This is a genomic window from Streptomyces sp. NBC_01429, assembly GCF_036231945.1.
In the GTDB taxonomy this organism is placed as follows: Bacteria; Actinomycetota; Actinomycetes; order Streptomycetales; family Streptomycetaceae; genus Streptomyces.
Window position 1 is genome coordinate 3,158,613 of record NZ_CP109599.1, and the last position, 12,710, is coordinate 3,171,322.

General features: G+C 69.8%; 13 protein-coding genes. 4 read left to right on the forward strand and 9 right to left on the reverse strand.

What is annotated here, in order from left to right; translation table 11 throughout:
• Positions 1 to 7: 7 nt before the first annotated feature.
• The 7 genes from OG627_RS13380 to OG627_RS13410 form a co-directional block, all read right to left on the reverse strand.
• A complete protein-coding gene (locus OG627_RS13380) occupies positions 8 to 973 on the reverse strand; it encodes an ABC transporter permease (RefSeq protein WP_329064748.1) in 966 nt (321 codons plus the stop codon).
• Between the two features lie 128 nt (positions 974 to 1,101).
• Positions 1,102 to 2,631, reverse strand: a complete 1,530-nt coding sequence (locus tag OG627_RS13385) for an ABC transporter substrate-binding protein (RefSeq protein WP_329064750.1) — start codon at positions 2,629 to 2,631, stop codon at positions 1,102 to 1,104.
• Between the two features lie 48 nt (positions 2,632 to 2,679).
• A complete protein-coding gene (locus OG627_RS13390) occupies positions 2,680 to 3,423 on the reverse strand; it encodes a DUF1684 domain-containing protein (protein WP_329064752.1) in 744 nt (247 codons plus the stop codon).
• Between the two features lie 166 nt (positions 3,424 to 3,589).
• Positions 3,590 to 4,387 (reverse strand): exodeoxyribonuclease III, encoded by a 798-nt coding sequence (locus tag OG627_RS13395; protein WP_329064754.1) that lies wholly within the window; start codon positions 4,385 to 4,387, stop codon positions 3,590 to 3,592.
• 70 nt (positions 4,388 to 4,457) lie between these two features.
• Positions 4,458 to 5,018, reverse strand: coding sequence for a hypothetical protein (locus OG627_RS13400; protein ID WP_329072623.1), 561 nt, complete (start codon positions 5,016 to 5,018; stop codon positions 4,458 to 4,460).
• Between the two features lie 203 nt (positions 5,019 to 5,221).
• Complete coding sequence (locus tag OG627_RS13405) at positions 5,222 to 5,629, reverse strand: rodlin (protein WP_329064756.1); 408 nt, start codon at positions 5,627 to 5,629, stop codon at positions 5,222 to 5,224.
• 167 nt (positions 5,630 to 5,796) lie between these two features.
• Positions 5,797 to 6,207, reverse strand: a complete 411-nt coding sequence (locus tag OG627_RS13410) for a rodlin (protein WP_329064758.1) — start codon at positions 6,205 to 6,207, stop codon at positions 5,797 to 5,799.
• Between the two features lie 232 nt (positions 6,208 to 6,439).
• Between OG627_RS13410 and OG627_RS13415 the strand changes: the two genes are divergently transcribed.
• The 3 genes from OG627_RS13415 (at position 6,440) to OG627_RS13425 (ending at position 8,284) form a co-directional block, all read left to right on the forward strand.
• Entirely contained in the window at positions 6,440 to 6,850 is a 411-nt protein-coding gene (locus OG627_RS13415) for a rodlin (RefSeq protein WP_329072625.1), read from the forward strand.
• 224 nt (positions 6,851 to 7,074) lie between these two features.
• On the forward strand, positions 7,075 to 7,308 hold the full coding sequence (locus OG627_RS13420) for a chaplin (protein ID WP_329064760.1): 234 nt from the start codon (positions 7,075 to 7,077) through the stop codon (positions 7,306 to 7,308).
• Positions 7,309 to 7,414: 106 nt separating this feature from the next.
• Positions 7,415 to 8,284: a chaplin gene (locus OG627_RS13425; protein ID WP_329064762.1), complete on the forward strand. Its 870-nt coding sequence runs from the start codon at positions 7,415 to 7,417 to the stop codon at positions 8,282 to 8,284.
• A 94-nt stretch (positions 8,285 to 8,378) separates the two neighbouring features.
• Here OG627_RS13425 and OG627_RS13430 read toward each other — a convergent pair whose 3' ends face one another.
• On the reverse strand, positions 8,379 to 9,641 hold the full coding sequence (locus OG627_RS13430; RefSeq protein ID WP_329064764.1) for an NAD(P)-binding domain-containing protein: 1,263 nt from the start codon (positions 9,639 to 9,641) through the stop codon (positions 8,379 to 8,381).
• Between the two features lie 106 nt (positions 9,642 to 9,747).
• Positions 9,748 to 11,190, reverse strand: coding sequence for a carboxylate--amine ligase (locus OG627_RS13435; RefSeq protein WP_329064766.1), 1,443 nt, complete (start codon positions 11,188 to 11,190; stop codon positions 9,748 to 9,750).
• A gap of 165 nt (positions 11,191 to 11,355) precedes the next feature.
• Between OG627_RS13435 and OG627_RS13440 the strand changes: the two genes are divergently transcribed.
• Positions 11,356 to 12,684 carry a glycoside hydrolase family 26 protein gene (locus tag OG627_RS13440; RefSeq protein WP_329064768.1) on the forward strand — a complete coding sequence of 443 codons (1,329 nt, stop codon included), beginning with the start codon at positions 11,356 to 11,358 and terminating at the stop codon, positions 12,682 to 12,684.
• Positions 12,685 to 12,710: the final 26 nt, after the last annotated feature.

Genomic DNA, 12,710 nt, shown 5'->3' on the forward strand with positions numbered 1-12,710 from the left:
ACCCCACTCATCGTGTGCCTCCCGACAGCCGCCCGCGCAACCGGGGATCGATCAGCCGCTGGGCGAGGTCGCTGAGGAACCCGATGACCAGGACGGCGAAGGTGGAGACGAACAGCACGCCCTGCACCACCGGGTAGTCGTGCTGCGCGACCGCCTGGGCGAGCATGCTGCCCAGCCCGGGCAGCGCGAACACCGTCTCGACGACGACCGCGCCGAGCAGCGTCGTGGCCAGCTCGATCCCGAGGACCGAGATCACCGGCACGGCCCCGTTGCGCAGCCCGTGCCGCCACATCGCGCGGGTGAAGGAGGAGCCCAGAGCGCGCGCCGTACGGAGGTAGTCGCTGCCCAGGACGTCCAGCGCGGCGGAGCGCACGTACCGGATGAGCGACGCCGACATCACGAGCGCGACCGTGATCACCGGCAGGGCGAGCGAGTTGAGCGCCTCGCCGGGACGCTCCCACCCGTCCTGCGGGAAGCCACCGGCGGGCAGCACCCCGAGGCGCAGGGCGAAGACGGTGATCAGGATCATGCCGACCCAGAAGACCGGTACGGCGATCCCGAGCTGGGAGACGCCGCTGATGAGCGTCCCGAACCGGGTGTTCGCCCGCAGCGCCGCCGCATAGCCGACGGGCACCGCGACCACGACGGCCAGCAGGAAGGCCAGCAGCGTCAGCGGCACGGTGACGTTCAGCCGGGAGGTGATCTCCGGGCCGACCGGCAGCGTACTGACGAAGGAGTTGCCCAGATCGAAGGTGACGAGCTGATGCAGCCAGTGCGCGAACTGCTCAGGCAGCGGACGGTCGGACCCGATCGCGTGGCGGGCGGCGGCGACCTGCTCCGGGGTCGCGCCGACCGAGAGCAGGGAGTTCGCGGGGTCACCGGGCAGCAGCCGCAGCAGCAGGAAGAGCACCACGCTGGCCAGGAACAGCGAGCCGGCCAGGAAGACCAGCCGGCGCAGGAGGTACGAGAGCATCAGACACGGAACCGATCAACGAGAACGAATATTCCGACGGGGACCGGGAGAGGGGCCGGGTCCGGGTCCGCGTCCGGCATCGAACCGGACCCCGGCCGCCCCACCCGCCCCCTCACCTTCGCCGGGCGTCAGCTCTTCTTGATCCCGTAGGCGTAGAACTGCGAGTTCAGCCCGTTCAGCGGGTAACCGGAGAGCTTGGTGCCGGCCACCACGATCTGCGGATAGAGGTAGAGCCAGTCACTGGCCGCGTCCTCCGCGATCTTCGTGTTGACCTTCTTCAGCAGGGCCGTCTGCTGCGCGGTGGTGTCCGACTCCTCGGCCTGCTTCACCCACTCGGTGACCTGCTTGTTGTCGTAGCCCCAGTAGAAGTCGGGGTTTCCGTACCAGACGATGTCGCGGTCGTTGACGTGCTCCTGGAGCGTCGCGCTGAAGTCGTGGTTCTTGTAGACCTTCGTGTACCACTCGTCCGGCGTGATGACGTTGATCTTGACGTCGATGCCGACCTTGGCCAGCTCCGACTTGATGAAGGTGGCGGCCGTCGGGTGCGGGTCGTAGTTCGGGGTGTCGAGCGTGAAACTGAAGCCCTTGGCGTAGCCCGCCTCGGCCAGCTCCTTCTTGGCCAGCGCCACGTCGTACGGGTTGACCTTGGTCAGGTCCTCGTACCAGGGGTCGGTCGGCGGGACCATCGAGCCGATCAGCGTGCCGTGGTCGCCCCAGACCGACTGGAGCAGCTTCTTGTTGTCGATGGCCGAGGTGACGGCCTTGCGCACCTGGACGTTGTTGAACGGCTTGACCCGGTCGTTGAAGGCCAGCAGCAGCTTGGTGGTCGAATTGCCGTCGTTGACCTTGTAGTTCGAGTTGTTCTTGAACTGGTCGAGGGCGTCCGGGCTCTGCTCGCTGGTCACCACGTCGACGGCGTTGGTGAGCAGGGCGTTGTTGAGCGCGGTGGCGTCCTTGTAGTAGTGGAAGACGACCTTCTCGTTGGTCGCGGGGGTGCCCCAGTAGCCGGGGAAGCGCACCAGGCTCAGCGCGGAGCCGCGGGTCCACTTGTCGAGCTTGTAGGGGCCGGTGCCGTCTTCCGACGTCTTGAGGTTCTTGGCGTCGGCGTTGATGATCCAGACGTAGCTGAGGTTGTAGACGAACGAGATCGACTTGGACGACAGCGTCACCTTGACGGTGTCGGCGTCCGGGGTCTCGATCGACTTCACCACGTCGAAGCTGCTCTTGCGCGCCGACTGGGAGTCCTTGGCCCGGACCTTGTCGATGCTGTACTTCACATCGGCCGAGGTGAGGGTCTTGCCCGAGTGGAACTTCACGCCCTTGCGCAGGGTGAAGGTGTACGTGAGCCCGTCCGGGCTGACCTTGTGGTCGGTGGCGAGCAGGTTCTCGACCTTGCCGGCGTCGGTGAGCTTGAACAGCCCCTCGTAGACGTTCCCGTTGAGCGCCTCGGTCACGCCCTGGCCGCCGCCCCCGGTGTTGTCCAGGTTCTGCGGCTCGTAGAGCGACCCGACGCCGATGGTCGCGTCCTTGTCGTACGAGCCGGAGCCGCCCGAGGAGGACGTGCCGCCGCCGCTGCCGCCACCGCAGGCGGTGAGGGCGAGGGACAGACTGACCACCAGAGCGCCGCCGAGCAGCGGTACGGACTTCGTTCTCTTCATGGGTTTCTCCTGTTGCGCCGGGGCAGGGCCTTGGGTGAGCTTGTCCGCTCAGTGCACCGCGTAGCCGCCGTGGAAGACCGGAAGCTTCTCGCCCGCCTCGACGGGCAGGTGGATCCGGTTCTGCCGCGGCGGCAACGGACAGTTGTACTGGGCGGAGAAACCGCACGGCGGCACGAACGCCCGGTTGAAGTCCAGCACGACGGTCGAGTTGCCCGCCTCGTGCGGAACGAAGAGAAACCGCCCGGCCCCGTAGGTGTCCGCGCCGTTGGTCGGGTCGCCGAAGACCAGCAGAAGCGTTCCGTCGTCGTCGAACGCGGACAGCACGTAGTCGACGCCGTCCAGAGTCACCGCTATGTCGCCCGGAACGACCAGTTCCCGGCTGCCCCCGCTGTCCCGTATGTGCTCGAACGGCACCCGCCGGTCGGTGGCGACCGGGGTGAAGGCCGCCTCGACGACCCACTCGGGGTGGAACGGGAAGGCGTCGATGTCCGCGAAGTTCCGTACGGCCGGAGCCCCGGCGTCCCAGAACCGCAGCCCGTGCTCGGGCTCCCCGGTGTACAGATTCGTCCGCGCCACCGTGGTCACCGTCACACCGTCGCCCGCCTCGGCGCGCGCCTGCTTCCCGGCCGCTTCGGCATCGACCCGGGCCGGCAGCCACCGCGTCTCGACGAGCGCCAGATTCCCGAGAGGCGCCACGACGGCCTCCCGCCGCGCCCCCCGCCACTCCTCGAAACCCGCCCGCGCGGCGGCGACAACGGTCGCGGAGGCGCGGAGCGAAGACGGTACGGACATGCGGGGCTCGCTTCGGTCGGTGCGGACGGGCTCGATCCGGCGCACCCTCGCAGCCAGGTCTGGAACCGCTGAATCGTACCTACATAGGACCATTTCAAGCCACGAAAGTTCACACTCCGAGACGCCCGTCTCAAAACCGACCGCGCGGGCCTCCCGTCGGCGTCCCCTACAGGTCGTAGACCGCCGTCACCGGCGCGTGGTCGCTCCACCGCTCGCCGTGGGTGGCCGCGCGCTCGACCCAGGACTTCACCGCTCGCCCGGCGAGACCCTCCGTGGCCACCTGGTAGTCGATGCGCCAGCCCGCGTCGTTGTCGAAGGCCCGGCCACGGTAGGACCACCACGAGTAGGGGCCGTCCTGGTCCGGGTGCTGGGCCCGTACGACATCGACATAGCCGGTCTCGTCGAAGACCCGGCTCAGCCACGCGCGCTCCTCGGGGAGGAAGCCGGAGGACTTGCGGTTGGCCTTCCAGTTCTTGAGGTCGGCCTCGCTGTGGGCGATGTTCCAGTCGCCACAGACCAGGACCTCGCGGCCGTCGGCCGCCGCGCTCGCCTTCAGCCCCTCCAGATACGGGAGGAACTCGTCCATGAAGCGGATCTTCTCGTCCTGCCGCTCCGTGCCGACCTCGCCGGAGGGCAGATAGAGGCTGGCGACCGTGACGCCCGGCAGGTCGATCTCCACATACCGGCCGCTCGCGTCGAACTCCGCGCTCCCGAACCCGATCCGAGTACGCTCCGGCTCCCGCCGCGAGAGCAGCGCGACCCCCGCGCGCCCCTTGGCCTCGGCGGGCGCGTACAGCACGTGCCAGCCTTCCGGGGCACGGACCTCGTCGGGCAGCTGGTGCGGCTCGGCCCGTACCTCCTGGAGGCAGACCACCTCGGCCGAGGTGCCGTCGAGCCACTCCACGAACCCCTTCTTGGCGGCGGCGCGGAGTCCATTCACATTCACGGATGTCACGGTGAGCATCCAGGCACAGTACCGGCACCCCTCGGCGGGCGAGAAGTTCGGTTATGTCGCCAATCGACCGCGTATGCCGCTAGTCGACCACGGATATCTTCGTGCCGAGCGCGGCGAACTTCCAGATCGCGCTTCCGGCATCGATACCGACGCGGATGCCGCCCGTGCTCGTGCCGGGCGCGGGCTGGGGCGAGGCGCCGTCGACCGCGTTGGAGAAGGCTATGGAGAGCCCCTCCTTCACCGCGAAGTAGACGACGTGCTCGATGTCGACCCCGTCGGACCCGGCCGCTTCCTCGCGCCGGAAGGAGACCGCGTACGGGCCCTTCTCCGGGCTGATGCTGCCGGGCCACACGGCGAAGGAGTCGTCGAAGTTGTTGTCGGGGTCGACCAGCCAGACCCGTCGCTCGCCCAGCGAGTAGACGATCCGGCGGCCCTCTCCCGACGCGGTGGGTATCTCGTGCTTCGCCGTCTCGCTGGGGGCGGGGGCCACCGTCGCGTTGGGGCTCGGCGTCGAGGTGGGTCTGGCCTGTGCGGTGGGTACGGCGGGCGGCCGGGGACCGCTTCCGGCCTGCACGGCGAGTACGGTGACGGCCGCGAGAGCGCCAGCGGTCAGAGCGGTAACCCAGGCCCACGAGGGCAGTCGGCGGCCATGCACAGGTGCGGATCTCCTCAACTCTCCTACCAGCAACGACAATGTAGCCGCTGGCCGAGTCGCACCTCTTGCTGCCCCCATGAAGTTCGTCACTCTTCACGGGTCCGGCGTCCCGGACCGGGCTTCCCGGGGCCGGACACGCCAGAGGCCCGGCCCGGCGTTCGCACGCCGGGCCGGGCCTCTGGGGGAGATCAGCGGTTGCCCGCGCCGTTCCCGGAGAGGATCGGGATGTTGTCCAGGATGTGCGACAGGGCCTCGTCGCCCTTCGCCTGCGTCGAGTTCTCGACGCACTGCTGGTTCTGCGGGGAGGACAGGACGTTGACGTCCTGGACCGCGATCGGCACGAGGCCCACGAGGGAGCCGACGTTCGCCTTGAGCGGGAGACCGACGCAGGGCTTGTTCAGCGACCCCTGGACCAGGCCCAGCTGGGGGCTCATGTCGCCCTTGGTCACCGCGTTGCCGAAGGCCTGCTCGGCACCGTTGCCGCTGAACGACGTCGGGCCGCCGTCGTTACCGATGGCCAGCGCCGGCGACGCCGCGGCGGCCGTGGCTCCGACGATGGACGCCGCTACAGCAGCGGTTGCCCACAGCTTCTTCATTTTAATGCCTTTCCAGAAAGTCGGATTCCACCGGTGGAATCCGAGCTGTTCAACTCACCTGAAACCGGATTGGTTTCGGGCGTTCCCCCGAATGGAGTAGTCGCATTACCGAGAAAAAGGCCGGCCCGCCGCGGATTTCAGCGGCGGGCCGGCCGGTCGGCCGATACTCAGCGGTTGGCCACACCGTTCCCGGAGAGGATCGGGATGTTGTCGAGGATGTGCGACAGCGGCTCGTCGCCCTTGGTCTGCGTCGAGTTCTCGACGCACTGCTGGTTCTGCGGCGACGACAGGACGTTGATGTCCTGGACGGCGATCGGCACGAGGCCCACGAGGGAGCCGAGGTTCGCCTTGGCCGGCAGCGCGATGCAGGGCTTGTTGAAAGAGCCCTGGATGAGCGCGATCTGCGGGCTCATGTCGCCGTACGTCGACATGTTCCCGTACTGCTGGGTGGCGAAGTTGCCGCTCGCGGACGTGGGCCCGCTGTCGTTGCCGATGGCGAGCGCCGGGGCCGCGGCGGCGGCCGAGACGCCGACGACGGAGGCGGCGACGGCCGCGCCGGCCATAACCTTCTTGATCACGATCTGAGTCCCCTTCTGAAGGATGCCCCAAAGTTCCCGGAGCCCCCTGAGCAACTCCCCTCCCGCGCTTTGGTTCTGGCCGTTCACTCCAACGGCCTAGTACCGGCGATTACCCCGTGGCAATACGGCGCCCGTCCGCAAGCCGATCGGGTGAAGCAGGAGAACCAAACCGCCCACGCCCGGTTGTTCAGGTCGCTGCATCTGCATTTCTTAGGAAAAGGAAAACACCGTGATCAAGAAGATTATGGCCGGCGCGGCCGTGGCCGCCTCCGTAGTCGGCGTTTCCGCTGCCGCCGCGGCCCCCGCTCTCGCCATCGGCAATGACAGCGGCCCGACGTCGTTCAGCGGCAACGGCGCCAAGAGCGCCTTCGGCAACGCCGCCACCAAGGGCGACCTGAGCCCCCAGGCCGAGCTGATCCAGGGCTCGCTGAACGACCTCTGCATCGGTGCCCCGGTCAAGGCCAACGTCGGCGCCCTCGTCGGCGTCCTCGTGCCGGTCGCCGTCCAGGACGTCCAGGTCCTGTCGAACCCGCAGAACCAGCAGTGCGCCGAGAACTCGACGCAGGCCAAGGGCGACGAGCCGCTGTCGCACCTCATCAACAACATCCCGGTGCTCTCGGGCAACGGTGTGGCCAACCGCTGACCAAGGCCGCAGAACCGGCCCGGCGCGACGATGCCCCGGGCCGGTTCGCCTTTGTCCGGTACGGCAGTCGAGTGAACCGACCAACCCGCCCAAATCGGGCAGTTTCCTCATAACGACATAATCGTTGGACCTTCAGCAGCGGACGTTGAGAGCTGAGATGGCTGATGCTCGCGTGCCACGACCGTCGTGCGGACGCATTCGCCGCTGCGGAAAGGGCTAACAAGATGAAGTGCAAGAAGGCCGCGACGATCGTCGCGGGAATGGTCCTGGCGCTGGGCGCCGCGGCCCCGGCCATGGCCGACGCCGGTGCCGAGGGCATCGCGGTCGGGTCCCCCGGCGTCCTGTCGGGCAACGTCGTGCAGATCCCGGTCCACGTGCCGGTCAACATCTGCGGCAACAGCGTCAACATCATCGGTCTGCTGAACCCCACCCTCGGCAACACCTGCGTCAACAAGTGACGTCGTAAGCCACGCCGCGGGGTGTTCCCGGCCGGTCCCGAAGCGCGAGTCGACCTGCGCTTCGGGACCGGCCTCATTTGGCATCACTCTCACTCAGGAGAACCACGTGCGAGACCTCATCAGCAAGGGACTGCTCACCGCCGCCGCGGCGTCGAGTGTGCTCTCCCTGAGCGGCGGCTCCGCCCAGGCGGCCGACGCGGAGGCTGCGGTCGCCGGATCACCCGGCGTGGCATCGGGCAACAGCCTTCAGCTGCCCCTCGACATCCCCGTCAACGTCTGCGGCAACACCGTGAACCCGATCGGGTTGCTCAACCCCGCCTTCGGCAACGCCTGCGCCAACACGTCGAGCACCCCGAAGGCGCACCACACGGAGCACGGGCCGGGTGGCGGCTACGGGTCCGGTGGCGGCTACGAGACCGGTGGCGGCTACGGGTCCGAAGCGGAGGCCGGGCCGCAGGCCGGACCGGGCCACTCCGGCGGCGGATACGGCTCGCACGACGAGGGCGCCAGCTCCACCGCCCTGGTGACCGGATCGCCCGGTGTCCTCTCGGGCGGCGGCGTTCAGGTGCCCGTCGACATCCCGGTGAACGCCTGCGGCAACTCCGTGGACCTGGTGGGCATCCTCAACCCGGTGTTCGGCAACGAGTGCGTCAACGGCACGCCCACGGCTCCCCCGGAGCGGCCGGACGCCCCCGAGACCCCGGACACCCCGGACGAGGTGCCCGAGGAGACCACGCCGCCGGAGGACCGTTCCGTAGTCCCGCCGGCCGCTCCCCCGCACCACGTCCCGCACACCGAGAACACGCCGCGCCCGGTCACCCCGGCGGTGCTGCCCGCCGCGAGGCCCGCCGCCGAGAGCCGGCTCGCGGCGACCGGTGGCGATCCGCATCTCCTCGCCGCCGCCGCGTCGAGCGCCGGCCTGATCCTCGGCGGCGCGCTGCTGTACCGGCGGTCCCGCGTCGCGGCCCGCCGCTGACCGAACGCTCCGGACATCGTCCGTACATCCGTATATCCGCACACAGAAGAGTCACTTCACAGAGCCGCGCGTCTGTGAAGTGACCGCTCTGCCGCTAACCGACCGTGGTCCGCTCGCTGTCGGCGCCCTGGCGCTGACGCACCTTCGCGAGCGGCCCGCCCCGGGCGCCGACCCGCCGCCGTACCCCCGCCACCAGCCGCTCCGCCGTGTACGACGCCCCGTACACGAAGCGCATCGACGGCCCGAAGGACGGCGCGCTCAGCAGGCCCGCCAGGAACAGTCCCGGGTACGAGGACTCGAAGACGGCGTTCGCCTCCGGCGCGCTGCTCGACCCCACCGTCCGCAGGGCGCCGCGCAGTCCGTCGTCGAGCAGGCCGAGCCGTTCGAGGCCGGGGGTGAAGCCGGTGGCGGCGATGACGTGGTCCGTCTCGACGGTCTCCACCCGGCCGGTGGTGGCGATCAGCTCCAGCCGTACCCTGCCGTCGGCGGGGGCCGCCGCGGCCACGCTCTCGCCGAGCCGCACCTCGACGGCGGGCTCGAAGCGCTCGCGCAGCCACCACGCGCCCGCCGGGCCCAGGGCGGAGGTGAAGATCCGGGCCCGGGTCGACTCGGGCAGCCGGCGGAAGATCCCCGGGGTCTCGGCGTAGAGCCAGTTCTTCCAGCCGCAGCCCAGACCGGTGTGCGGAGCGCGCAGCGATTCGCCGAGGGGGCGCTGCTTCGCGGGCGGCAGGGTGTTCCAGACGAGCCGGGACGACCGGGCCACCACCCTGACGGTGGTGCCCTGTTCGGAGAGGAGCGCGGCCGTCTCCAGCGCCGCCTGACCGGCTCCGATGACGGTCACGTCCTGGCCGGTGAAGCGGCTGAGATCCGCGTGGTGGCTGCTGTGCGTCACGTGTTCGGGGGCGAGTCCACGCAGCGGGGCGGGGATGTCGATGAACGGCATCACGCCGACCGCGAGGGCGACCGTACGGGCGAGGACGCTCTCGCCGTCCTCGGTGGTGAGCCGGAATCCGCCGGGGCAGGGCCGGACGGCGGTGATCGTACGTTCGTCGACCGGCGGCGCGGCCCGCTCCGCGAACCACAGCCCGTACGAGGCGAAGAAGTCGACGGGCAGCGGCACTCCGTGGCGGGCCTCCGTTCCCCGGGTGGTCGCGTAGGCCGCGAGGCCGAAGTCGCCCTTCGGATCGGAGAGGTTCGACGCCCAGGGCTCGGACTTGAGGAACATCCCGGGCGGCATGTGGTCGCGCCACGAGGCCATCGGCCTGCCGAACACGCGCAGATCGAGTCCGGCCGCCGAGGCGTGCGCGGCGACGGACAGTCCGTAGGGGCCGGCGCCCACAACTACCAGGTCGTGCATCGGGTATCCCGCTCTCTGCGTGTGGGGGTGGGGGTGAGGATGAGGGTGGGGGTGGGGCTCAGGGTGAATACGAGTACGGGTGTGGGTGTGGGTACGCGGACCGGGCTCATCGGGTCCGCCTCGGTACGGGGGCGGCGCCCGGCGCCGCGCCGTTCCGGCTGCCCCGCCGCTGTCGTACCGGCGGGGTGCGCGAGCGCCCGGCGTGGCCCGGACGCCGCCGGGACGGCAGCGCGCGCCGGAGCCCGCGCCATCCCCGGCGTGCCGCGTGCAGCACCCAGGCGACGGCCATCGCGCAGGCGGGCAGCGGGTCGTCCAGCGCGAACCACGCGGCCTCCGTGGAGCGCGGCCCGGCCCCCAGAGGCCGCCGCCTCCCCGGGTGGCGGTCGTCGTCCGGGGAGTCCGGGGAGGCCGGAGCGTCCGGGGAGGACGACCGGGCCGAGGACAGGACGGAGAGCAGCGCGTAGTTCTCCACCACGAACCGCCGTCCGTGCGCCGCGACCTGCGCCGGTACGGCCCGGCCCGTGAGGTCCAGGTGGAGCGCCCGTACGACATCGACCCCCGCCCGGTCCGCGAACAGCCGGAACTGCGCGCCCGGCCGGGGGTTGAAGTCGAGCAGATGGTAAGCGCCGGTCGCGGCGTCGCGGCGGAAGTCGAGATCCAGGATCCCCCGGTAGCCGAGCGCGGCGACGATCTGACGCGCCGTCCGCTCCACCTCCTCGTTCGGCAGCCAGCTGCCGACGGCGGTCAGCCCGGCGCCCACCGGCCAGGCCCGCTCCTTGCGTCCGGCCGCCCCGACCAGGCACGTGCCGCCGGGACCGCCGCTGTAGCCGTGGAAGAACCAGTCCAGGTCGCGGCCGTACGGCAGGAACTCCTGGAGCAGCAGCGCGCTGCCCGCCTCCGCGCCCCGCGCGTACAGCTCGCGCGCCTCCTGCGGGGAGCGCACCACCCGCGTACTGCGCAGCCCCGAGCCCTCCGGCAGCAGCCACGGCCTGCTCCACTTCGCCACCACGGGCAGCCCGAGCGACCAGGCAGCCGCGGCGGCCTCCTTCGCACAGCCGGGGACCACCGTGCGCGGATGCGCGATGCCCAGCTCCGCGCAGATCCTCGCCAGCTCCGCCTTGTCCGCGACCCGCTCGGGCAGCCCTGACGGCTGTTCAGGCAGCAGATAGCGCCCGGCGAGCCGGTCCCCGAGCCGGTCCACCGCGATCGCGCTCAGATCGTCCATCGGTACGAGGACGGCCGGAGCGTGCAGGGTGCCCGCGATGTCGAGCAGCAGCCGCCCGGTCTCCGCGAGATCCGGAAGCCCCGTCAGATACGGAGAAGCCGTCAGATCCGGAGAACCCGTCAGATCGCGCTCCCCGCCCGGCCGTAGATGCGCCCGGCGCAGATAGCGCGAGCGCACGACGGGGCTGCGCTCCGCCTCGATCACCGCGTGCACCTCGATCCCGGCCCGGCCGAGGGATCGGACGGCGCCCAGCGTGCCGTGGTGGAACGGGTTCCGGTCGAGCCGCATGAGGACGGCGGGGACGCGGGTGTCATAGCTCGGCACGGTGAGGGTCCTTCAGATCGATAACCCATGCGGGGGATGAAATTCACGGATGGACTACTGGAACACCGGGCCAGGTTCCCGATCGGCTTATTAGAAATACTTTTACGCTCAAGCGTGACTCCCAGTCGCGACCACGGAAACGGGTTCGAATCACGAGGAGCTGACATGTCCCCTAGACGTCGACGGCTGACGACCACCTGCCTGGGTGTGGTCACGGCCGGTCTCCTTGCTTCCGGTGCGGTGCCGCCCGTTCCGAATCTCGCGACCGTCCGGAAATCCTCTCCGGAACCCGCGCAGGGTCCCGACGGCGCGACGGAGAAGCCGAAACCGCCGGGGGCCGCCGCGCCCGCACTCGGCGCGTATCTGGATTACGGCCCGAAAGGCGTCGAGCGCATCGCGGCCATGGAGAAATGGCTGGGGGGTACGGAGCTGCGCGTCGGCCACACCTATCTCCCCGGGGACGTGTGGTCCAACATCGAGGGCAGCCCGGACTTCCTGGAGAGCTGGGCCGCGTGGCGCAAGGCCGAGGACGACCGGATGTTCGTCCTCAACGTGCCCATGCTGGAGCGCACCGAGGGGCGGGTCCCCGACCAGGTCGTCCGCCGTGAGCTGCGCAAAGGCGCGGCCGGACGGTACGACGGCCACTTCACGACGCTCGCGCGCCGGCTGGTGGATCTCGGTGTCCCCGACACCGTGATCGTCCTCGGCTGGGAGATGAACGGCACCACGTACACCCATCGTTGCGGGCCCGACCCGCAGGCGTGGAAGAAATACTGGGCCCGCATCGTCACCGCGATGCGCGCCGTGCCCGGGCAGAAGTTCCGTTTCGACTTCGCCCCGAATCGCGGACGGGACGCCGTTCCCTGGACCACGTGCTATCCCGGCGACGACGTCGTGAACATCATCGGCATGGATTCCTACGATCAACCGCCCGGCCGGACTTTTGACGAACAGGTGAATGAGCCCTACGGGCTTCAGGAACACGTGGACTTCGCCGCTGCACACGGAAAGGTTATCTCCTATCCGGAGTGGGGCCTCTTCCGCAACGGTGACAATCCCGAATACATGCGGCGCATGCTCCGGTGGATGGACACGTACAAGCCGGTGTACAACACCGTCACCGACTACTGCCCGCACGGCATCTGGCAGTGCGACAAGAATCCCGAGTCGTCGAAGGTGTTCCGCTCCACGCTGTACGGGCGCCAGCCCGAGCCGGAACCGACGCCCACCCCGACCCCGACACCCCCCACTCCGACCCCGACACCCCCCACTCCGACTCCCGTCCCGACCACCCCGACCACGCCCCCCACGCCTCCCACGCCTCCCACCCAGGAGCCGAAGCCGGATCCGACGCCCGCTCCGACCAAGCCCGTTCCGACCACGCCCACGCGCCCGCAGGACTGCACCCCGGTCCCGCTCGGCCAGTGGATCGAGAAGTGGCTGGGCGGCAGGATCTGCGTCCGCCTCGACTGGTTCGGGCACCGGTCGAAGTGAGGCCACGTCACTGAGCACGGCGAGGA

Bases quoted from the DNA above. Each gene is read 5' to 3' on its own strand.
- OG627_RS13380 (WP_329064748.1), bottom strand. From the start codon at position 973: ATGCTCTCGTACCTCCTGCGCCGGCTGGTCTTCCTGGCCGGCTCGCTG.
- OG627_RS13385 (WP_329064750.1), bottom strand. From the start codon at position 2,631: ATGAAGAGAACGAAGTCCGTACCGCTGCTCGGCGGCGCTCTGGTGGTC.
- OG627_RS13390 (WP_329064752.1), bottom strand. From the start codon at position 3,423: ATGTCCGTACCGTCTTCGCTCCGCGCCTCCGCGACCGTTGTCGCCGCC.
- OG627_RS13395 (WP_329064754.1), bottom strand. From the start codon at position 4,387: ATGCTCACCGTGACATCCGTGAATGTGAATGGACTCCGCGCCGCCGCC.
- OG627_RS13405 (WP_329064756.1), bottom strand. From the start codon at position 5,629: ATGAAGAAGCTGTGGGCAACCGCTGCTGTAGCGGCGTCCATCGTCGGA.
- OG627_RS13420 (WP_329064760.1), top strand. From the start codon at position 7,075: ATGAAGTGCAAGAAGGCCGCGACGATCGTCGCGGGAATGGTCCTGGCG.
- OG627_RS13430 (WP_329064764.1), bottom strand. From the start codon at position 9,641: ATGCACGACCTGGTAGTTGTGGGCGCCGGCCCCTACGGACTGTCCGTC.
- OG627_RS13440 (WP_329064768.1), top strand. From the start codon at position 11,356: ATGTCCCCTAGACGTCGACGGCTGACGACCACCTGCCTGGGTGTGGTC.